Annotated in this window: 18 protein-coding genes; 6 read left to right on the plus strand and 12 right to left on the minus strand. The window is 69.9% G+C overall.

The genetic code is table 11. The features are described from left to right. Positions 1-16 precede the first annotated feature (16 nt). Positions 17-610 carry a c-type cytochrome gene (locus tag ACSBPG_RS12175; protein ID WP_435537427.1) on the minus strand — a complete coding sequence of 198 codons (594 nt, stop codon included), beginning with the start codon at positions 608-610 and terminating at the stop codon, positions 17-19. A gap of 323 nt (positions 611-933) precedes the next feature. Here ACSBPG_RS12175 and ACSBPG_RS12180 point away from each other — a divergent pair, with 323 nt between their 5' ends. Beyond that, on the plus strand, positions 934-2307 hold the full coding sequence (locus tag ACSBPG_RS12180) for an AmpG family muropeptide MFS transporter (RefSeq protein ID WP_435537428.1): 1374 nt from the start codon (positions 934-936) through the stop codon (positions 2305-2307). Positions 2308-2317: 10 nt separating this feature from the next. On the opposite strand, the gene ACSBPG_RS12185 is transcribed toward ACSBPG_RS12180, so the two are convergent. The 3 genes from ACSBPG_RS12185 to ACSBPG_RS12195 all read right to left on the minus strand — a co-directional run bounded on the left by ACSBPG_RS12185 (position 2318) and on the right by ACSBPG_RS12195 (position 5350). Then, positions 2318-3220, minus strand: coding sequence for a manganese catalase family protein (locus tag ACSBPG_RS12185; protein ID WP_435537429.1), 903 nt, complete (start codon positions 3218-3220; stop codon positions 2318-2320). A 176-nt stretch (positions 3221-3396) separates the two neighbouring features. After that, a complete protein-coding gene (gene gor, locus ACSBPG_RS12190) occupies positions 3397-4764 on the minus strand; it encodes a glutathione-disulfide reductase (RefSeq protein WP_435537430.1) in 1368 nt (455 codons plus the stop codon). 82 nt (positions 4765-4846) lie between these two features. Next, positions 4847-5350, minus strand: coding sequence for a hypothetical protein (locus tag ACSBPG_RS12195; RefSeq protein WP_435537431.1), 504 nt, complete (start codon positions 5348-5350; stop codon positions 4847-4849). A gap of 316 nt (positions 5351-5666) precedes the next feature. Between ACSBPG_RS12195 and ACSBPG_RS12200 the strand changes: the two genes are divergently transcribed. Further along, positions 5667-6059, plus strand: a complete 393-nt coding sequence (locus ACSBPG_RS12200; protein WP_435537432.1) for a GFA family protein — start codon at positions 5667-5669, stop codon at positions 6057-6059. Positions 6060-6113: 54 nt separating this feature from the next. Here ACSBPG_RS12200 and ACSBPG_RS12205 read toward each other — a convergent pair whose 3' ends face one another. The 8 genes from ACSBPG_RS12205 to ACSBPG_RS12240 form a co-directional block, all read right to left on the minus strand. Further along, positions 6114-7346: an amidohydrolase family protein gene (locus tag ACSBPG_RS12205; protein ID WP_435537433.1), complete on the minus strand. Its 1233-nt coding sequence runs from the start codon at positions 7344-7346 to the stop codon at positions 6114-6116. 40 nt (positions 7347-7386) lie between these two features. Continuing rightward, complete coding sequence (locus ACSBPG_RS12210; protein WP_435537434.1) at positions 7387-8088, minus strand: ABC transporter ATP-binding protein; 702 nt, start codon at positions 8086-8088, stop codon at positions 7387-7389. Continuing rightward, a complete protein-coding gene (locus tag ACSBPG_RS12215) occupies positions 8085-8867 on the minus strand; it encodes an ABC transporter ATP-binding protein (protein ID WP_435537435.1) in 783 nt (260 codons plus the stop codon). Before ACSBPG_RS12215 ends, ACSBPG_RS12210 begins: the two co-directional genes overlap by 4 nt. Then, positions 8864-9751, minus strand: a complete 888-nt coding sequence (locus ACSBPG_RS12220; protein ID WP_435537436.1) for a branched-chain amino acid ABC transporter permease — start codon at positions 9749-9751, stop codon at positions 8864-8866. Before ACSBPG_RS12220 ends, ACSBPG_RS12215 begins: the two co-directional genes overlap by 4 nt. Positions 9752-9774: 23 nt before the next feature. Further along, positions 9775-10647, minus strand: a complete 873-nt coding sequence (locus tag ACSBPG_RS12225) for a branched-chain amino acid ABC transporter permease (RefSeq protein WP_435537437.1) — start codon at positions 10645-10647, stop codon at positions 9775-9777. Positions 10648-10726: 79 nt separating this feature from the next. Then, complete coding sequence (locus tag ACSBPG_RS12230; RefSeq protein ID WP_435537438.1) at positions 10727-11968, minus strand: ABC transporter substrate-binding protein; 1242 nt, start codon at positions 11966-11968, stop codon at positions 10727-10729. Between the two features lie 67 nt (positions 11969-12035). After that, on the minus strand, positions 12036-12743 hold the full coding sequence (locus tag ACSBPG_RS12235) for a TetR/AcrR family transcriptional regulator (protein ID WP_435537439.1): 708 nt from the start codon (positions 12741-12743) through the stop codon (positions 12036-12038). A gap of 140 nt (positions 12744-12883) precedes the next feature. Beyond that, on the minus strand, positions 12884-14227 hold the full coding sequence (locus ACSBPG_RS12240; RefSeq protein ID WP_435537440.1) for a glutamine synthetase family protein: 1344 nt from the start codon (positions 14225-14227) through the stop codon (positions 12884-12886). A 188-nt stretch (positions 14228-14415) separates the two neighbouring features. On the opposite strand from ACSBPG_RS12240, the gene ACSBPG_RS12245 reads away from it, so the two are divergent. The 4 genes from ACSBPG_RS12245 to ACSBPG_RS12260 all read left to right on the plus strand — a co-directional run bounded on the left by ACSBPG_RS12245 (position 14416) and on the right by ACSBPG_RS12260 (position 18051). Further along, positions 14416-15696, plus strand: a complete 1281-nt coding sequence (locus tag ACSBPG_RS12245) for an NAD(P)/FAD-dependent oxidoreductase (protein ID WP_435537441.1) — start codon at positions 14416-14418, stop codon at positions 15694-15696. A gap of 96 nt (positions 15697-15792) precedes the next feature. Then, positions 15793-16788, plus strand: coding sequence for a hypothetical protein (locus ACSBPG_RS12250; RefSeq protein WP_435537442.1), 996 nt, complete (start codon positions 15793-15795; stop codon positions 16786-16788). Between the two features lie 52 nt (positions 16789-16840). Next, positions 16841-17377 (plus strand): hypothetical protein, encoded by a 537-nt coding sequence (locus ACSBPG_RS12255; RefSeq protein WP_435537443.1) that lies wholly within the window; start codon positions 16841-16843, stop codon positions 17375-17377. 35 nt (positions 17378-17412) lie between these two features. After that, positions 17413-18051, plus strand: a complete 639-nt coding sequence (locus tag ACSBPG_RS12260) for a glycine zipper family protein (RefSeq protein ID WP_435537444.1) — start codon at positions 17413-17415, stop codon at positions 18049-18051. Positions 18052-18157: the final 106 nt, after the last annotated feature.

The raw sequence follows: 18157 nt of genomic DNA on the forward strand, positions 1-18157 counted from the left end.
GCGCGTTCCTCCCCGCTCACTTCACGCTGGCGTAGTAGTGCAGGATGACGTCGAAGCCGCGGTCGCCGTGCTCGGCCTTCAGCTCCTCGTACTTCCGGGCCTGGCGCTTCTCCATCGCCCGCGCGCCGTTGAGGAAGTCCTCCATGGCGAACTCCATGTAGGGCAGCTTCTGGCCGGCCAGCACGCCGACGCCGTCGCCCAGACGCCCCTCGTCCTCATGACAGGATTCGCAGAACTTCTTGGCCAGGCCCCTGCCCTCCTGCGCCTTGGCCGGGTCGACGGGCTGGTCGGCGCGGACGAAGGGCTTGGCCTGGAAATGGGCCGCCATGGCCTGGATCTGCTCGTCGGTGTAGGCCTTGGCGATGCGGCCCATGACCGTCGATGGCCGCTTGCCGGACTGGTAGTCCTTCATGGACAGGACGAAGTAGTCGGTGGACAGGGCGGCGATGGTCGGGGTGGCCGGCCCGAGGCTGGCGCCGTCGGGGCCGTGGCAACCGGCACAGGTGCCGGCCAGCGTCTCGGCGTCGGGTGCCGCGGCGGCGTCCGCCGCGGCGGCGGTGCCGGCGAGCGTTGCGGCGGTCAGGAGCAGGCGAAGGCTCGGCAGTCTCATGGCGGCGGTCTCCCGGATGGTCCTTCCCCGGCCCGGTACGGGCGGGCCGGCGTGCGCCGTCTGTTCGATGCCGGCAGGGCCCGTCCGGCGGACCGCCCGGCAATGGTTATGATCGGCAATTGCTAATGTAGCAAATCATCATGGACGGAAGCCAATGAAAAATCCGGCCCGCCGTGGCGCCGCGGCGGACCGCCGGCGGGCCATGCGGCGGGGTGCCGCACTTGTCCGCGGCGCCACGCGGCGCCCCGGCACCTTCCGGGTTGGCCGGCGGTCGGTGGCGTGCCTATAAACGCGCAGCACTGCCGCCACAGAGGGTCCGCCCGGTGAAAGCGTCGTCGTGGAGCCAAGCCGCCGCCGTCTATCTCGACCGCCGCGTGCTCGCCATCCTGTTCCTGGGCTTCTCCGAGGGGCTGCCGCTGGCCTTGACCGGGGCCACCTTGTCGGTGTGGCTGCGCGAGGGCGGGATCAGCAAGACCGCCATCGGCCTGTTCGCCCTCGTCACCATGCCCTACGCGCTGAAGTTCGTGTGGGCGCCGCTGATCGACCGGCTGCGCCTGCCGGTGGTGACCCGCGTCTTCGGCCGGCGGCGCGGCTGGGCGCTGGTGACGCAGGCGGCGCTGATGGCGGCCCTGGTCGGGCTCGGCTCCACCGACCCGCTGGCCGACCTGTGGTGGACCGCGCTGTGCGCGGTGGTGGTGGCCTTCTGCTCGGCCAGCCAGGACATCGTCATCGACGCCTACCGCGTCGAACTGCTGGACGAGGAACAGCAGGCGGCCGGCGCCGCCCTGCTGGTGCTGGGCTACCGCTTCGGCATGTTGGCGTCGGGCGCGGGGGCGCTCTACCTCGCCTCGTTCTTCGGCTGGCACGTCGCCTACTACGCCATGGCGGCGCTGGTGGCGGTGGGGATGGTCACGGTGCTGCTGACCCGCGAGCCGGCGGTCGCCGTCTCGGCCGACGCGGCGGCGCGCGAGCGTCACGTCGCCGACTGGCTGGAGGCCCGCCCGCACCTGCACGGCCGGAAGGCGGAGGCGCTGGCGTGGCTGTACGGCGCCGTCGTCGCCCCATTCGCCCAGTTCATGACGCGGCGGGCGTGGCTGGCGATCCTCGCCTTCATCGCCTGCTACAAGCTGGGCGACGTGCTGGCCGGCATCATGGCCGCGCCCTTCTACGTCGACCTCGGCTTCGAGAAGACCGAGATCGCCAACGTCACCAAGCTGTTCGGGCTGTGGGCGACGATCGTCGGCGGGCTGGCCGGCGGCATCCTGGTGAGCCGGATCGGCGTGCTGCGCGGGCTGCTGGTGGGCGGCCTGGCGCAGATGGTCTCCAACCTGGGCTTCGTCGCCCTCGCCTGGGCCGGCCACGACCTCGCCATGCTGGCGGTCACGGTGGCGGTGGAGAACGTGTGCGGCGGCATCGCCACAGCCGCCTTCGTCGCCTATCTCTCGAGCCTGTGCCACGCCTCCTACACGGCGACGCAGTACGCGCTCCTGTCGAGCTTCTACAAGCTGGGGGGCGACCTGTTCGGCGCCTCGTCGGGCTGGCTGGCCGACCAGATGAGCTGGCCCGCCTTCTTCCTGCTGTCCATGGGCGGCGCCGTCCCCGGATTGCTGATCCTGCTGTGGCTGATCGGCGCCATGCGGCGGGACGGGCACCCGGCGCCGGGGGCGGAGCCGGCGGTCGCCGGCTCCGCGGATTGACGGCCCGCGATCAGCCCTGCGTGACCGGCTTGGTCTTGCCGGCGCCCGGCCCGGCGCCGAGATCGGCGCCCGTGGTCGGATCCATGTCGAGGCGCGACTTGGTGCGTGCGGCCAACTGGTCCACCGCGGCGATCTCCGAGGCCGCGAGACGGACCGAGGCGTTTCCGTCGCCACCGTCCACCGCCTGCTGGTCGGGGCGGGCGTCGACGTACTCCCACTGGTCGCCCTGGTTCCACGGGCCGCGCATGTCGCCGGGGCCCTGGCTCATGTTGTAGTACTTGTTGGTGTACTCCGGCACCCCCGGCAGCTTGCCCGGCGGGAAGTTGTTCTCGATCGAATAGAGCGCCTTCTCGAACATCTTCTGGTGGGCCACCTCGCGGGTCATCAGGAAGCCCAGGGCGTCGCGGACGCCGGCGTCGTCGGTGACGTTCATCAGGCGCTCGTAGATGATCTTGGCGCGCGCCTCGGCGGCGAGGTTGGAGCGCAGGTCCGCCGTCGGATCACCGATGGAATCGATGTAGCCGGCGTTCCACAGCTGGCCGGCCGAATTGACCAGGCTCGGGCCGCCGCCGTAGAGCAGCGACAAGGTGTGGCTGCCGTTGCCCTGGGTGATGTTGGCCAGCATGTCCGTGGTCTCTTCCGCGCCTTCGGCCAGCTTGCCCTTCACACCCTTGGTCAGCATGGCGACGATGCTGCCGATCACCTCGAGATGGCTCAGCTCCTCGGTGGCGATGTCGATCAGCATGTCCTTGCGGCCCGGATCCTCGTCGGCCAGACCCTGCGTGAAGTAGCGCATGGCCGCGGCGAGTTCGCCCTGCGGGCCGCCGAACTGCTCGAGCATCAGGCTGGCGAGCTTCGGATTCGGCTCCGAAACCCGCACCGTGTACATCAGCCGCTTGTTGTGCATGAACATGACAGAGGGATCCTCCCAGGATATGGACCGGGGCAAGGCACGCCGGCGCCCCGTCCCGTCCGGACCGTCGGCGTGCACTCGCGTCCCCCAACAGGCCGCTGATTAGAAGCGTTACAAGAATATCGTCGCGCCGCGGTCCCCTCCACCATTTCGCGCCGATGCGCCGGCCCCCATCCTCATGCGGTACCCGGATCGGCGACCTTCTCGCGCATCAGCACCCATTCCTCGGCCGTCGACGGGTGCAGGGCCATGGTGCGGTCGAAGTCCCGCTTGGTGGCGCCGCAGTTGAGGGCGATGGCCAACCCCTGCGCCATTTCCGGGGCGTCCATGCCCATCATGTGGCAGCCCAGCACCCGCTGCGTCGCGCCGTCCACCACCAGCTTCATCAGCACCCGCTCGTCGCGCCCCGACAGGGTGTGCTTCATCGGCCGGAAGCCGGTGCGATAGATGTCGATCTTGGCGAAGCGGGCCCGCGCCTCGGCCTCGGTCAGGCCGACGGTGCCGAGCGGCGGCAGGGAGAAGACGCCGGTCGGGATGTTGGCATAGTCGATCGCCGTCGGGTTGTCGTTGTAGAGCGTCTCGGCCAGCGCGCGGCCCTCGGCGATGGCGACGGGGGTGAGGTTGACCCGGTCGGTGACGTCGCCGATGGCGTAGATGTTGTCGACATTGGTGCGCGACCACTCGTCGACCTTCACGGCACCGCCCTCGGTCAGCGCGACGCCGGCCTCTTCCAGGCCGAGGTCGCGGGTGTTCGGGCGCCGCCCGGTGGCCGCCATGATGAGGCCGGCGGAATGCTCGCGCCCGAGGTGGTCGGTGACGGTGAAGCCGCCGGGTCCCTCGGCGACCTCGACGGGTTTGGTGCGCGCCAGGATCTGGATGCCGCGCTTGCGCAGCTCCTGGGCCAGCGCCACGCGGATGTCGTCGTCGAAGCCGTTCAGCAGCTCCTCGCCGCGGATCATCAGCGAGACCTCGACGCCGAGGCCGCGGAAGATGCTGGCGAACTCCACGGCGATGTAGCCGCCGCCGATGATGAGGATGGAGTGCGGCAGATGGCCGAGGTGGAGCGCCTCGTTCGAGGTGACGGCGTGGTCGATGCCGGGGATCTTCGGCAGGGACGGCCAGCCGCCGGTGGCGACGAGGATCCGCTTGGCGGTGTAGCGCTGCCCGGCCACCTCCACCGTGTGCCGGTCGACCAGCCGGCCGTGACCGGTGACCAGCGTCACCCCGGCCTTCTCCAGCATGCCGATGTAGATGCCGTTGAGGCGGTCGATCTCGCGGTCCTTGTTGGCGATCAGCCGCGGCCAGTCGAAGGCCGGCACATGGGCGTCCCAGCCGTAGCCGCAGGCGTCCTCGAAGCCGTCGCGGAACTGGCTGGCGTAGACCAGCAGCTTCTTGGGGACGCAGCCGCGGATCACGCAGGTGCCGCCGACCCGGCTGCCCTCGCAGATGCCGACCCGCGCCCCGAACGACGCGGCGCGCCGGCTGGCGGCGACGCCGCCGGAACCGGCGCCGATGGTGAACAGGTCGAAATCGAATTCGGCCACGACAGTCTCCTTCCCGTCCTTCTCCCTCGGGCGGGAGTGTTCCCCATTCCCGCCGGCCTGTCGAGAGGAGGGAGGCGTCGCCTCAGCGCACCAGGAAATGCTGCAGCATCACCGAGCGCACCCGCAGCGGCCTGAGCTCGCGGTTGGCGGCGATGCTCACCTGCTGCTTGACGAAGGTGGTGCCGGCGCTGCCGGACAGGTCGCTCGGCTGCACCTCGATGAGGCGGCTGCTGACCGCCGTGGCGATCCGTGGCACCGACGCCGCCAGCGCCTCGGCGTCGGTGCCCGGCGGCAGTTCCAGCGTGACCTTGAGGTTGACCGTGTGCAGGCGGCGGTCGTCGGCCAGGGTGAACTCCATCGCCGGCAGCGGCGCCAGCGGCCCCAGGGCGTCGCTGAGCACGACCCCGGCGCGGCTCGCATGGGCCGGGCCGATTCCGAACAGCAGCACGCCGCCCGCCCCGATCAGCACCAGCAGCCCGAAGACGGTGGCGAGCACCGGCAGCGCCGCACGGGGCAGCCGGTCGATGCGGGACCGGCGCGGCGCGGCATGGGCGCCCATCGATCGGATCGTGGTGGTCCGGGCCATGCGGCGCCCCTCCTGTTCCAGAAGAGAACTGTATGGATCGGGCAACCGCGCGTCAAATGACAGTATTTGAGACTATAGCGTCGACAAGATCCGCGATCCGCCCATCGTCCGACTTGGCATTTTCTTTAGATCGACATTATTTCGAATTTCGAAGCAATTCCGGAGCACGCCCCGGGCGGCACGGACCGACGGGGACCGGGCGCCGGCGTCCGCCCCCTGAGAACGAACGGCGCGCCGCCGCCTGCGGCGGACCGTTGCCATGACGGTGCCGCCCGCTTTAAACCTTCCGTCCTCTCGGCTGCAAAGGAGGCGCGGCATGGACCGCTTCACCGGCGGCTGCCTGTGCGGCAACGTCCGACTCGTGGCGTCGGGACGGCCATACCGGGTGGGCGTCTGTCACTGTCTCGACTGCCGCAAGCATCACGGCGCCCTTTTCCACGCGTCCGCCGTGTTCCCTCAGGACGCGGTGGCGATCGAGGGTGAGACACGCGACTATGCCGGGCGGTTTTTCTGCCCGCGCTGCGGCTCGTCCGTGTTCTCGCGCACCGCGGACGAGATCGAGGTGAACCTGGGCTCCCTGGATGCCCCTGACCGGCTGATGCCGACCTACGAAAGCTGGATCGTCCGCCGCGAGTCGTGGCTGCCGCCGTTTCCCCTGGCGAGACGGTACGACCGCGATCGCGACGCCACGGGTCGCTTCGAGGAGTAGGCCGCTCGACCGACCGGCGCGACGGCGCCGGTCCCGTCCCTCACGCCCTGTCGACTAGCCGCGCGCCAGCTGGACCCGCCCCTCCTTCATGACCAGCCGGATGCTCTCGTCCGGACGCGACCAGGGCTCGACCGAATGCAGCACGTCGCCGTCGACGATCAGCAGGTCGGCGAGCAGGCCCGCCTCGACCCGGCCGATGCGGTCGGACATGCGGAACAGGGCGGCGGCCTCGGTGGTGGCCGCGCGCAGGATGTCGATCGGCTCCTGCACGGCGCCGCGGATGGCGAACTCGGTGAGCTGGTGGCGCTGCATCGGGCCCAGCAGGTCGGAACCGTAGACCAGCTTGACGCCGGCGCGGGCGGCCATGCGCAGGGCCTCGGTCCCGGCGTCCAGCACCTCGTAGACCTTGCGGTGCAGGTCGGCCGGCATGCCGGCCGCCAGCCCTTCGGCGGCCAGCGCGTGGTAGGTGGCGAGCGTCGGCACCAGCCAGCGGTCGAGCCGCAGCAGGGTGGCGACGGCCGGCTCGTCCAGCAGGTTGCCGTGCTCGATCGAGGAGACGCCGGCCTCCAGGGCGCGGACGATGGCGCGGCCGGTGTAGGCGTGCGCCATCACCGGGATGTTGGCGGCGTCCGCCTCCTCGCAGGCGGCGACCAGCTCCTCCACGGCGAACTGGGTGGAGTCGATGCGGTCGGTGGGCGACGCCACCCCGCCCGAGACCATCAGCTTCAGGTGGGTGGCGCCCTTGCGGATCTCGTCGCGGCAGGCGCGCCGCATCTCCGGCACGCCGTCGCACAACCGGCCGAGGCCGGAGCAGCACAGGCAATGGTCCAGGTTGTTCTCGCCGGGGCCGCGCATGTCGCCGTGGCCGCCGGTCTGCGACAGGGCATGGCCGCAGAAGAGGAGGCGCGGCCCCGTCAGCGCCCCCTCGGCGACGGCGCGGGCGAGGCCCCAGTCGGCGCCGCCGGCGTCGCGCACGGTGGTGAAGCCGCGCCGCGTCATCCCCGCCAGGATCTCGCCGGCGTGCACGGTGACGTAGGCCGGCGACAGGCGGCCCAGCAGGGCGAAGTCGGGCACGATGGCGGTGACGTGGACGTGGCCGTCGCACAGGCCGGGCATCAGCACCCGGCCGGCGACGTCGATCTCCCCGGCGTCGGCGCCGGCCTGGCGGTGCGCGTCGGGCGCCACGGCGGCGATGCGGCCGTCGCGCACCAGCACGGACTGCCCGTCGACGTAGCGGCCGGCCACCACGTCGAGGACGCGGGCGTTGCGGAAGATGGTTTCGGTCATGAAGGGGGCTCTCGGATCGGTCGGGACGGTTGCGGCGGCGTCAATGCTCGCCGAGGTAGAGGTCGGCCATGCGCTCGTCCGCCAGCAGGCGGTCGGCGCGGTCGTCGATGACGACCCGGCCGCTGTCGAGGATGTAGCCGCGGTCGCTGATCGCCAGCGCCTGGCGGGCGCGCTGTTCCACCAGCAGCACCGCCACCCCCAGCTCGGGCAGGGTGCGGATGAGGTCCAGCACGCCGTGCACCAGCGCCGGCGACAGCGCCGCCGTCGGCTCGTCGAGGATCATCAGGCGCGGCGAGGCCATCAGCGCGCGCGCGAAGGCGAGCTGCTGGCGCTCGCCCCCCGACAGCGCCCCCGCCCGGGTGGAGCGCCGCTCCTCCAGGGCGGGGAAGCGCGTCAGCATCTCGGCGATGCGGCGGGCGCGGTCCTTCACCCCCTCGACGACCTGCAGGTTCTCCAGCACGGAGAGGGAGGCGAACACGTTGTTGACCTGGGGCACGTAGGCGATGCCCATGTGGATGCGCCGCTCGCTCGGCACCGCCAGCAGCGAGGCGCCCTCGAACTCGACGCGGCCGCGGATGCGCTTCAGCAGGCCCATCAGCCCCTTCACCAGGGTCGACTTGCCCGAGCCGTTGGTGCCGGCGATGGTGACGATCTCCCGCGGCTCGACGCGCAGCGACAGGTCGTTGACGATGTCGACGTCGCCGTAGCCGGCGTAGAGGTTCTCGACCTTCAGGATGGTCATGCCGCGGCCCCTCCCATGTAGGCCTCGCGGACCGCCGGATCGGCCAGCACCGCCGCCGGCGTCCCCTCGGCCAGGAGGCGGCCGCGGTCGATGACGAACATGCGCTCCACCAGCGCGGCCAGGGCGGGCAGGTTGTGCTCGACGATGAGGAAGCCGATGCCCTTGGCGGCGAGCTCGCGGATGCGGGCGGCGATCTCGCCGATCAGCACCGGGTTGACCCCGGCGAAGGGCTCGTCGAGCAGGATCATGCGCGGCTCCAGCATCAGCACGCGGCCGAGCTCCAGCAGCTTGCGCTGGCCGCCCGACAGGCGCCCGGCGGGCGTGTCGGCGACGTGCGCCAGGTTGAGGAAGGCCAGCCAGCCGTCGGCGCGTTCGCGGATCGCCGCCTCCTCGGCGCGCACCCGGCCGGGCCTCAGGAAGGCGGTGAGCAGGCGCTCCCCGCTCTGCTGCGGCGCCGCCGCCATCAGGTTCTCGCGCACGCTGAGGGAGCCGAACTCGCGCGGCACCTGGAAGGTGCGGCCGAGGCCGAGGCGCACGCGGTCCACCACCGGCAGCCGGGTGATGTCGCGCCCGTCGAAGGCGACGCGGCCGGCGTCGCCCTCCTGGAAGCCGGTGATGATGGAGAAGAGCGTGCTCTTGCCGGCGCCGTTGGGGCCGATCATCCCCGACACCCCGTCGGCGGGCGCCGAGAACGCCACCCCGTCGAGGACGGTGACGCCGCCGAAGCGCTTCTGCAGGCCGGCGACGGCCAGGGCACCCGTCGTGTCCGCGGCGGTCATGCGTCCCCCCTTCCCCCGAGAATGCCCTGCGGACGCCAGCGCATCAGCAGCATCAGGGCGAGACCGATCACGCCGAGGCGGATCGACGACATCTCGACCTCCGCCACCCCCGGCAGGAGGTCGCGCAGGAAGCGCGAGCCCTCGACGAAGACCATCAGCACGACGGTGCCGGCGACGGCCCCGCCGATCCGCCCGGCGCCGCCGAGGATCATCGCCACCCAGATGTAGAAGGTGAGCAGCGACATGAACTGGTCGGGGGCGATGTAGGTGATGTAATGGGCGTAGAGCGCGCCGGCCAGGCCGGCGACCGCGCTGCCCAGGACGAACACGGTGACCTTGAAGCGCCCGGGGTGCTTGCCGAGCGAGCGGACCGCCTCCTCGTCGTCGCGGATGGCGCGGATCACCCGGCCGAACGGGCTGGCGATGAGGCGCCGCGTCGCCAGGATGACGGCGGCCACGGCGGCCAGCGCGATCGCGAAGGTGACGAGGCTGGGATCGGCGTCCAGCCCGAGCGCCGCCGCGGTCGAGGGGATGCCGGCGACGCCGCGCACGCCGCCGGTCAGCCAGCCCTCGCTGGTGACCACCAGGCGGATCGTCTCGGCGTAGCCCAGCATGACGATGGCGAAGTATTCGACGCGCAGGCGCAGCGACAGCAGCGCCACCGGCCAGCTCGCGACCGCCGCCGCGACGACGGCGAGGAGCAGGCCGAGCGGCAGCGGCCAGCCGGCGCGCACGGTGAGCCCGCTGGCGTAGGCGCCGACGGCGAAGAAGCCGACGACGCCGAAGTTGATCAGGCCGGTGAACCCGTACTGCAGGTTCAGGCCGAGGGTCAGCAGGGTGTAGATGAGGGCGACGACGGCGACGGCGAGGAGATAGGCTTCCATGGCGTGTGCTCCCTTCCCGGCGCTCAGCGGACCAGCGCGTTCCTGGCGAACAGGCCCTGCGGCCGCACCAGGAGCGTGAGCAGAAGGACCAGGAAGCCGACGCCGATCTTGTAGGTGAAGCCGACGAGCGGCGTCGACAGCTCCTGCGCCAGACCGATGACGAGGCCGCCCAGCACGGCGCCCAGCGGGTTGCCGATGGTCCCCAGGATGGTGGCGGCGAAGGCGGGCATCAGCAGGTCCCAGCCCATTTCCGGCGAGACCACCGTCTTGATGCCGAGCAGCGTCCCGGCGACTCCGGCCAGCGCCCCGGCGCAGACCCACATGACCACCAGCACCGGGGTGGCGGCGATGCCGCTGGCCCGCGCCAGGTCGGGGTTGTCGGCCACCGCCCGCATGCGCCGCCCGATCGGCGTGAGGTGCAGGAGCGCGAACACGGCGGCCAGGGCCAGCACGGCGGCGGCGATGACCTGCAGGTCGGTCGGCTGCACCCGCAGCGGCCCCAGCCGCATGGCGCGGACGATGGGAAGCGGATAGACCTGCTGGCCGTGGCCGACGAAGAAGGTGAGCACCGCCCGCACGAAGAAGGCGACGCCGATCGAGGCGATCAGCGAGGCGACCGGAGGCTTGTCCGCCAGGCCGCGGAACAGCGCGGCGTAGAAGAAGACCGACAGCGCCGCCGCGCCGAGGATGCCGAAGCCCAGGATCGCCGCGGTGCCGCCGCCGGTGGCGGTGGCCGCCAGGCCGGCGAAGGCGCCGACGGTGGCGACGTCGCCGGCGGCGGCGTTGGGGAAGCGCGCGACGCCGAAGACCAGGGTGATCGACAGCGCCGCCAGGGCGACGATCAGGCCGAGGATCATCCCGTTGAAGGCCAGGTTCAGGAAATAGGCGCTGTCCACCGCACCGCGCTCCCGTCGAGGCGAAGGGGAGGGAGGCATGGACGGGGCGGCGCCCCGCCCATGCCGCGGGAAACGGCGCTCACTTCGCGCCGAGCGAGACGATGCGCTCGCGCACCACCTTGCCGTCCTTGATCACCGACAGGCTGAAGTCCGGGGTGACGTCGCCGAACTCGTCGAGCGCCAGCTGGCTCGACGCTCCCTCGTAGTTGATGGTCTTTCCCGCCGCCAGGGCCGCCTTGCCCTCGGCGAAGCCGTAGACCTTCTCGCCCGCCGCGGCGTCGACGGCACGCAGCTTGGCGTTGATCGCCTTGGGCGCGAGATCCGGGCAGGACGCCTCCATCGCCAGCCCCCACAGCACCATCATGTCGTAGGTCATGGCGGCGTAGACGTTGGCGCCCGCGGGCTGGCCGGTGGCCTTGCCGTAGAGTTCGCCGAAACGGGCGTAGGACGGCGCCTTCTCGTTGCTGATGCTGTCGACGGCGATGACGCCCTCGGTCACCTCGGGCCCCAGCGCCTCGACCAGCTTCTCGTTGGCCGCCCAGCCCGGAATGATCCACTTGAGGTCGGGGTTCTCGCCGCTCTGGTACCATTCGCGCAGGATGATGGTGGTGTCCGGCAGATAGGAGCCCATCACCACCACGTCGGGGTCGGCGGCGAGGATCTGCTGCAGCTCGGAGCGGTAGCTCGCCTGCTTGGGCTCGTACACGACCTTGGCGACGATGTCGCCGCCCTTGGCCTTCCACGCCTCCTCGAACCCCTCGGTGTTGCCGAGGCCCGAGGCGTTGTTGAAGGCCATCGTCGCCGGCCGCTTGAAGCCGCGGACCCCGGCGATCTCGGCGAAGGCGCGGCCGAAGCGGCCGTTGGTCGCCTGGAAGCGCCAGACCAGGTCGTCCTTGTCCTCGGTGGAGATCGCCGGGGCACCGGAGGTGTTCATCAGCGGCACGCCGGCGGCCGTGGTGATCGGCATCACCGCCAGGGTGACGCCCGACGACCAGGTCCCCATCACCACCTGCACCTTGTTGACCTCGACCAGCTTCTTGGCGGCCAGCACGGCGGCTTCCGGCGAGGTCTGGGTGTCCTCGGCGACCACCTCGATGCGGGCACCGCAGGCCCCGCCGGCGGCGTTGATCTCCTCGGCGGCGGCCAGGGTCGCCTTCTGCATGCCGGTGCCGTAGGTGCCGCCGGCGCCCGACACGGGGTCGAGCGCGCCGACGGTGAAGGTCTTGTCCTGGGCCGTCGCGGGGGCGGCCGGGACGACCGCCGCGACGGCCACCGAGGCGAGGAGCGAGGCGAGCGGGACGTAGCGGGTTGCACGGGACATGGAGCTCTCCTGTTGTGGGGGCAGCGTTGCCGTTCTTGTCGTCGGCCGTTCTTGTCGTCGGCCGTTCCTATCGTCGATCGGGGTCCGGCTCGGCCGCCGGAAAGGGCTGGGCGGTCAGGCCGGCGAGCACGCCGTGGTCGAGCGGCTCGCCGCCGACCAGGGCGGCGAGGATGGCCTTCCAGGCCGTGAGCAGCGCGCCGTAGTAGGAGTCGTCCCCCGGGCGCAGCACGCTCTGCACCCCCATGCCGCGCAGCAGGCACAGGGTCAGGTTCAGGATCACCGCGACGGTGGGGTCGGGCAGCGACGCCGTGTGGAAGAACTCCTGCCAGGTCTCGTCGAGCGCCTGATGGAAGCGCTTGACGACCGGCATCAGCTCGGCCCGCACGCCGGCATCGGTGCGGGCGATGGTGACGTGCTCCAGCGTGACGTAGAAGAGCCGGTTGGAGAAGTGCTCGGCCCAGAGATAGTCGATGAAGTCGCGGACCGGGATCTCGCCGCTGCGCACCCGGCTGGCCTGGGCGCGGATGTCCTCGGCGGCGACCGTGAGCATGTGCTCGATGGCGTGGGCGAGAAGGCGTTCCCGGCTCGGGAAGTGGTGCAGCATGGCGCCGCGGGACACGCCGGCCACGTCGCAGACGCGCTGCGTCGTGAAGTTCTGGTACCCCTCGGCCAGCAGCACGTCCAGGGTGGCGTCGATCAGCTTGGCGCGCGTCTCGGCGGAGCGCATCTCCTGGGTGCGGCGCCGGGGAGGCGCGTGACGGCTGCGGTCGGACACGGGCCCTCGATCCTTGTGCGGCGCGAAAAAGCGTCGCACGCCCGAAACAAACCGTCAAGACTGTTTGTTTTTGTCCGGCCCCGGGGCGGCGGGGAGCGGCGGCCTCGGCGGCGCCGCCCCCGACCGGCGTCCCGGCCCCGTCACACGTTCAGCAGCAGGTTCTCGCGTTCCCAGGAGCTGATGACGCGGTGGTAGGCTTCGTACTCCGCCTCCTTGACGCAGGTGAAGGCGGCGATGAACTTCTCGCCCAGCACCTCGCGCAGCGGCTTGCTGGCGTTGAACTTGGCCAGCGCGTCGCCCTGGTGGCGCGGCAGGGTGAAGGCGAGCCGGTAGGCCGAGCCCTTGACGGGATCGGTGGGTTCGAGCCCCTGCTCCATGCCCAGCCAGCCGCACGCCAGCGAGGCGGCGATGGCGAGGTAGGGGTTGGCGTCGGCGCCGGCGACCCGGTTCTCGACGCGGCGCGCGTCGGCCGGCGACACCGGCACGCGCAGGCCGGTGGTGCGGTTGTCGCGCCCCCAGTGGACGTTGATGGGGGCGTCGGAGTTGGGCACCAGCCGCCGGTAGGAGTTCACGTTGGGCGCCAGCAGCGGCATCACGTAGGGCAGGAACTTCTGCAGCCCGGCGAGGTGCGACATGAACAGGGCGCTGTCGGAGCCGTCGGGGTTGGCGAACAGGTTGCGCCCGGTGTCCTTGTCGACCACCGACTGGTGGATGTGCATGGCGCTGCCCGGTTCGGACTGCATCGGCTTGGCCATGAAGGTGGCGTAGACCTGATGGCGGATCGCCGCCTCGCGCGCCGTCCGCTTGAACAGGAAGGCCTGGTCGGCCAGTTCCAGCGCGTCGCCGTGGTTGAAGTTGATCTCGATCTGCGCGGCGCCGGCCTCGTGGGTCAGGGTGTCGATGTCGATGTCCTGAACCTCGCAGAAATCGTAGATCTCCTCGAAGATCGGGTCGAACTCGTTGACGGCGTCGATGCCGAACGCCTGGCGGCCGCTCTCCACCCGGCCGTTGCGGCCGACCGGCGGCACCAGCGGGTAGTCGGGGTCCTTGTTGACCTGGACCAGGAAGAACTCCAGCTCCGGCGCCACCACCGGCTTCCAGCCCCGCTCCTCGTAGAGGTTGAGCACCCGCTTCAGCACGTGGCGCGGCGAGAAGTCGACGGGGCTGCCGTCGGCGTAGACGCAATCGGTGATGACCTGCCCGGTCGGTTCCTTGTACCAGGGGACGAAGCGGATCGTCCGTTCGTCGGGAATCATGTAGATGTCGGAGTTCTCGTCCGAGGTGATGTTGTCCTCGTCCGGATATTCGCCGGTGACGGTCTGCACGAAGATCGCTTCCGGCAGCCGCAGACCACGATCGCGCAGGATGCGCAGGAACTTCTCCGCCGGCACGATCTTGCCGCGTGCGATGCCCGACATGTCGGGAACGAGACATTCGACTTCGGTAATGCGGTTCTTCTTGATGAAGTCATCCATGAAAGCCATGAACAAAACGGTCCGCGCGGGCCCCGGCGGACGGCCTCCCCTTTGTTGAAGACCCCCCTAATATGGTGCCGAACCGGGTGGAAGCGCCAGAGGCGCGGGGGCGACTTTGTCGAACGCGGGTCCGGCCGCAGGGCCGGCATGCGGGCCGGCCGGTTGACGGGGCCCCGCCGCGGTCCTATGCGATGGGCATGAGCACCGTTCCGTTCCCGCGCTCCTGGTACGCCGACACGGCCAACCCGCACCCGCCCCACCCCGTCCTAGCCGGCGAGGAACGGTGCGACGTCTGCGTCGTCGGCGGCGGCTACACCGGCCTGATGGCCGCGCTGGAGCTGCGCGAGCGCGGCTTCGACGTGGTGCTGCTGGAGGCGGAGCGGGTCGGCTGGGGCGCCTCCGGGCGCAACGGCGGACAGATCATCACCGGCTACAACAAGCCGATGGCCACCATCGAGGGCTGGGTGGGCCGGGACGACGCGCGCAAGCTCTGGGACCTCAACGAGGAGGCCAAGGCGCTGCTGGCCGACCGCATCGCCCGCCACGCCATCCGCTGCGATCTCACCTGGGGCTACGTGCTGGCCGCACCCAAGGAGCGGCACGCCGCCGAGCTGGCGGGGATGGAGCGCGAGCTGCGCGACGGCTACGGCTACGCCAAGCAGACGCTGCTCGACCGCGCCGGGCTCGCCCGCTACGTCGCCAGCCCGGCCTATGCGGGCGGCCTGCACGATGCCGGCAGCGGCCACCTGCACCCCCTGAACTACGCCCTCGGCCTGGCCGACGCCGCGGCGGCGGCGGGGGTGCGGATCTTCGAGGGGTCGCGGGTGACCGCGCTCGACACCGGGCCGTCGCCCTCGGCGCGCACGGCGGGCGGAACGGTGCGGGCCGGCCACCTGGTGCTGGCCGGCAACGCCTATCTCAACGGCCTGGTGCCGCGGCTCGCCGGCACCATCATGCCGGTGGCCACCTACATCATCGCCACCGAGCCGCTGGGCGAAGCGACGGCGACGGCGCTGCTGCCGGCCGACGTGGCGGTGTCCGACATGAACTTCGTGCTGAACTACTTCCGCCGTTCGCCCGACCACCGCCTGCTGTTCGGCGGCGGCGTCAGCTACTCCGGGCTCGACCAGCCCGGCCTGACCCAGGCGCTGCGGCGCAAGATGCTGCGCGTCTTCCCCACCCTGAAGGACGCGCGGATCGCCCACACCTGGGGCGGCCACGTCGCCATCACCGTCAACCGCATGCCCCACCTCGGCCGGCTCAGCCCCACCACCTTCTTCGCCCACGGCTATTCCGGGCACGGGGTGGCGCTCGCCGGCATCGCCGGGCGCACCATCGCCGAGGCGGTGGCCGGGACGGCGGAGCGCTTCGACGTGCTGGCCCGCATCCCCCACGGCCGCTTCCCCGGCGGGCCGCTGCTGCGCACGCCGGCGCTCGTCCTGGCGATGACGTGGTTCCGCCTGCGCGACCTCCTGTAGCATCCGTGCGGTGGGCGCCGCGGCGCGATGCAGCACGGTTGCGGCCGGACGGTGTTTCGCTGTAGGGATAATCCTCCAATCCTCGCCGGCCCGACCATGACCGATGTCGCGAACACCGAGACCGGCGGCGGCGCCGACAAGCCGTCGGGAACCGCTCCCGCCCCGATTCGGGACACCCATTTCGATTTCCAGCACAAGGTGTTCACCCTGCCGTCGGCGCACTTCTCGGTGGACGCCACCACCAAGGAGCCGGTGCTGAACATCCTGCTGGGCGACCTCAAGGCCTCCCTGCCCTTCCAGACGCTGAAGGAGTCCTTCGACATCGGCGAGGGGTCGCACGACGCCCGGCTGCTGGACACCGTGGCCAAGGGGCTGCGCTTCGTGAAGCAGATCCGCCCGGGCGAGAAGATCCCCGGGGAACTGCTCGACGGCAGCGCCTCCTGGTCGGTCGACGAGAAGCACCGGCTGATCGCCCGCGGCCGGCTGACCGTGCAGCTCGTCTCCTGGATCACCGGCAGCGAGATGATCGTCGTCGACATCGACGAGCTGGAGCAGGTCGTCGAGGATCCGCAGACCAAGGCCCGGCTGAAGGCGGCGTTCCAGGCGATCGCCGCGAAGCTCGGCATCACCGACAACCCCGAGCAGTACATCACCGACCGCATCGACGACCTGACCCAGGAACTCTCCTACATCGAGGCGCTGCGCGACCGCTTCCGTCACATCCGCGCGATCAACGACAACCTGGCGCGGATCACCCAGCTCTACCGCACCGACCGCAGCTTCGTCTCGGAGGTGGCCCGGATGCAGGGGCTGCTGCGCCGCCCCCTGAAGGAGTTCGACTCGATCTTCGAGCAGGCCGACGCCCAGACCGGCGAGATCGTCGGCGCGCTGAAGTCCTTCGACACCACCGTCAGCTTCGTCCGCAAGATCCGCGACGAGCTGCGCGAACGGCTGATCGAGTGGGAGGAGCTGCTGCAGGCCTGGGACGGCGTCCCCATCGAGAAATCGCAGACCGTCGAGCAACTGCAGAAGATGACCTACCGCTTCCTCGCCAACCGCTACATGGAAAGCAAGGTCTGGGAGCGGAAGTAGCGCGGCCGCCGCGTACACCGAACTGGTATCCAATTTCTAGGCTGCATAGAAAATGGGAGACAAGAACGATCAGGTCATCGCAGCCGCTCTGGCCATCCTGGTGCCGACGATTGTCGGCTCGTTTCTAGTGATGGTGTTCACGTCCCTGATCAGCGGCATCATGTTCGGACAATTCATCCCCTTTCCAATAGAGGATGTCGTCCTGTTTGGCGCCTCCGACGGCAGCAATGGACAGGCCTTTATCGCTATCATACAGTCCATCTCCGATGGAACCATGAGCCTCATGGTTGCCATATTTGCAGCATTGGGATTTTGTATATTTTCACTGAGAAGCAGCTTTGAAAGAATTCCTATTATCGGATTCTCGATATCCTTGTTCTGCGTCTTCTCTGGAGTCATATGCCTATTTTTTGCAATTGAAACAAAAATCTATGCAGCCATTCAGGCTGAATCTGGTCAATATGCCATCGACCGAATACAGCCCGTCATCAATCTGCAACTCATATTTCTACTCTATGCGGGATTGTACTTTTTCGCGCTGGTGTTCATGCTGTTGCGCGCAGACAGCGGTGGGGAGGCGATTCGATGAGGCGATGCCGAACCCGGCCTTTCCGAATGTCGACAATGGTCGCCGCGTCCGTTGTCGTGAGCGGGTGTGTAACGTCACAGCAAGATTTCACGGACAGGAGGCTCTCGTCCGACGGCGAACGACCGCCACCCCCGGTCTATCTGATCTATGATCCGGGTACCGAGGCAGTCAGGGAACTCAGTGCAGACGAGGCGATGGAACTCATTGACCGCCAGTTGCCCCCCGGGGCCATCGTCGGTGCCGTCGCCGGCGCTCTCACCGGCCATGCTGGCAACGTTTGGGCTGGGGCCGCAGTCGGTGCCGTGGTGGATTCACCGTTTCTGACCGTAACGGATCTCCCGACGGCGCCGCCGCTTCGGGTAGTGTCGACCGCGGATCTCGCGCCACCGGCGGAGCGATGGATCGTCGACTCCAGGCCCACCGGTGCCGACGTCTATGTCAACGGTGCTCGCCTCCCCTGCGCCACCGAAGCACACCGTGCCCTGGAAGGGTGCACCACAAAACTCAAGATACGAAGGGTCAACCCGGGCATCATGGCGAACATCCGCATCGAGAAATCAGGATACAAGCCGTGCGGATTCGCGGACACCACCGTCACGCGAATCACCGTCGCGGGACTGCCCTACAATCTGCTGTTCTGCGAACTCGAAAGTTCGACAAGCGCCCACCCCTGACAGAAGCGCGGTCTGGCGAACGGCGGCCGCTTGTATGACTTCCACTCATCGGGCGACCTCCTGATAGGATGGTTGGCCTGAAGGCCGGGAGAGGGTCGCCGCGTTC

The sequence above is a fragment of the Azospirillum sp. ST 5-10 genome (assembly GCF_051225715.1).
Lineage (GTDB): Bacteria > Pseudomonadota > Alphaproteobacteria > Azospirillales > Azospirillaceae > Azospirillum.

What these genes read in the sequence shown, in the direction of transcription:
- ACSBPG_RS12200 (WP_435537432.1), top strand. Translation starts at nt 5,667, where the DNA reads ATGGACCGCTTCACCGGCGGCTGCCTGTGCGGCAACGTCCGACTCGTG.
- ACSBPG_RS12220 (WP_435537436.1), bottom strand. Translation starts at nt 9,751, where the DNA reads ATGGAAGCCTATCTCCTCGCCGTCGCCGTCGTCGCCCTCATCTACACC.
- ACSBPG_RS12210 (WP_435537434.1), bottom strand. Translation starts at nt 8,088, where the DNA reads ATGACCATCCTGAAGGTCGAGAACCTCTACGCCGGCTACGGCGACGTC.
- ACSBPG_RS12240 (WP_435537440.1), bottom strand. Translation starts at nt 14,227, where the DNA reads ATGGCTTTCATGGATGACTTCATCAAGAAGAACCGCATTACCGAAGTC.
- ACSBPG_RS12205 (WP_435537433.1), bottom strand. Translation starts at nt 7,346, where the DNA reads ATGACCGAAACCATCTTCCGCAACGCCCGCGTCCTCGACGTGGTGGCC.
- ACSBPG_RS12185 (WP_435537429.1), bottom strand. Translation starts at nt 3,220, where the DNA reads ATGTTCATGCACAACAAGCGGCTGATGTACACGGTGCGGGTTTCGGAG.
- ACSBPG_RS12215 (WP_435537435.1), bottom strand. Translation starts at nt 8,867, where the DNA reads ATGACCGCCGCGGACACGACGGGTGCCCTGGCCGTCGCCGGCCTGCAG.
- ACSBPG_RS12195 (WP_435537431.1), bottom strand. Translation starts at nt 5,350, where the DNA reads ATGGCCCGGACCACCACGATCCGATCGATGGGCGCCCATGCCGCGCCG.
- ACSBPG_RS12260 (WP_435537444.1), top strand. Translation starts at nt 17,413, where the DNA reads ATGGTCGCCGCGTCCGTTGTCGTGAGCGGGTGTGTAACGTCACAGCAA.
- ACSBPG_RS12245 (WP_435537441.1), top strand. Translation starts at nt 14,416, where the DNA reads ATGAGCACCGTTCCGTTCCCGCGCTCCTGGTACGCCGACACGGCCAAC.
- ACSBPG_RS12175 (WP_435537427.1), bottom strand. Translation starts at nt 610, where the DNA reads ATGAGACTGCCGAGCCTTCGCCTGCTCCTGACCGCCGCAACGCTCGCC.
- ACSBPG_RS12230 (WP_435537438.1), bottom strand. Translation starts at nt 11,968, where the DNA reads ATGTCCCGTGCAACCCGCTACGTCCCGCTCGCCTCGCTCCTCGCCTCG.
- ACSBPG_RS12250 (WP_435537442.1), top strand. Translation starts at nt 15,793, where the DNA reads ATGACCGATGTCGCGAACACCGAGACCGGCGGCGGCGCCGACAAGCCG.
- ACSBPG_RS12255 (WP_435537443.1), top strand. Translation starts at nt 16,841, where the DNA reads ATGGGAGACAAGAACGATCAGGTCATCGCAGCCGCTCTGGCCATCCTG.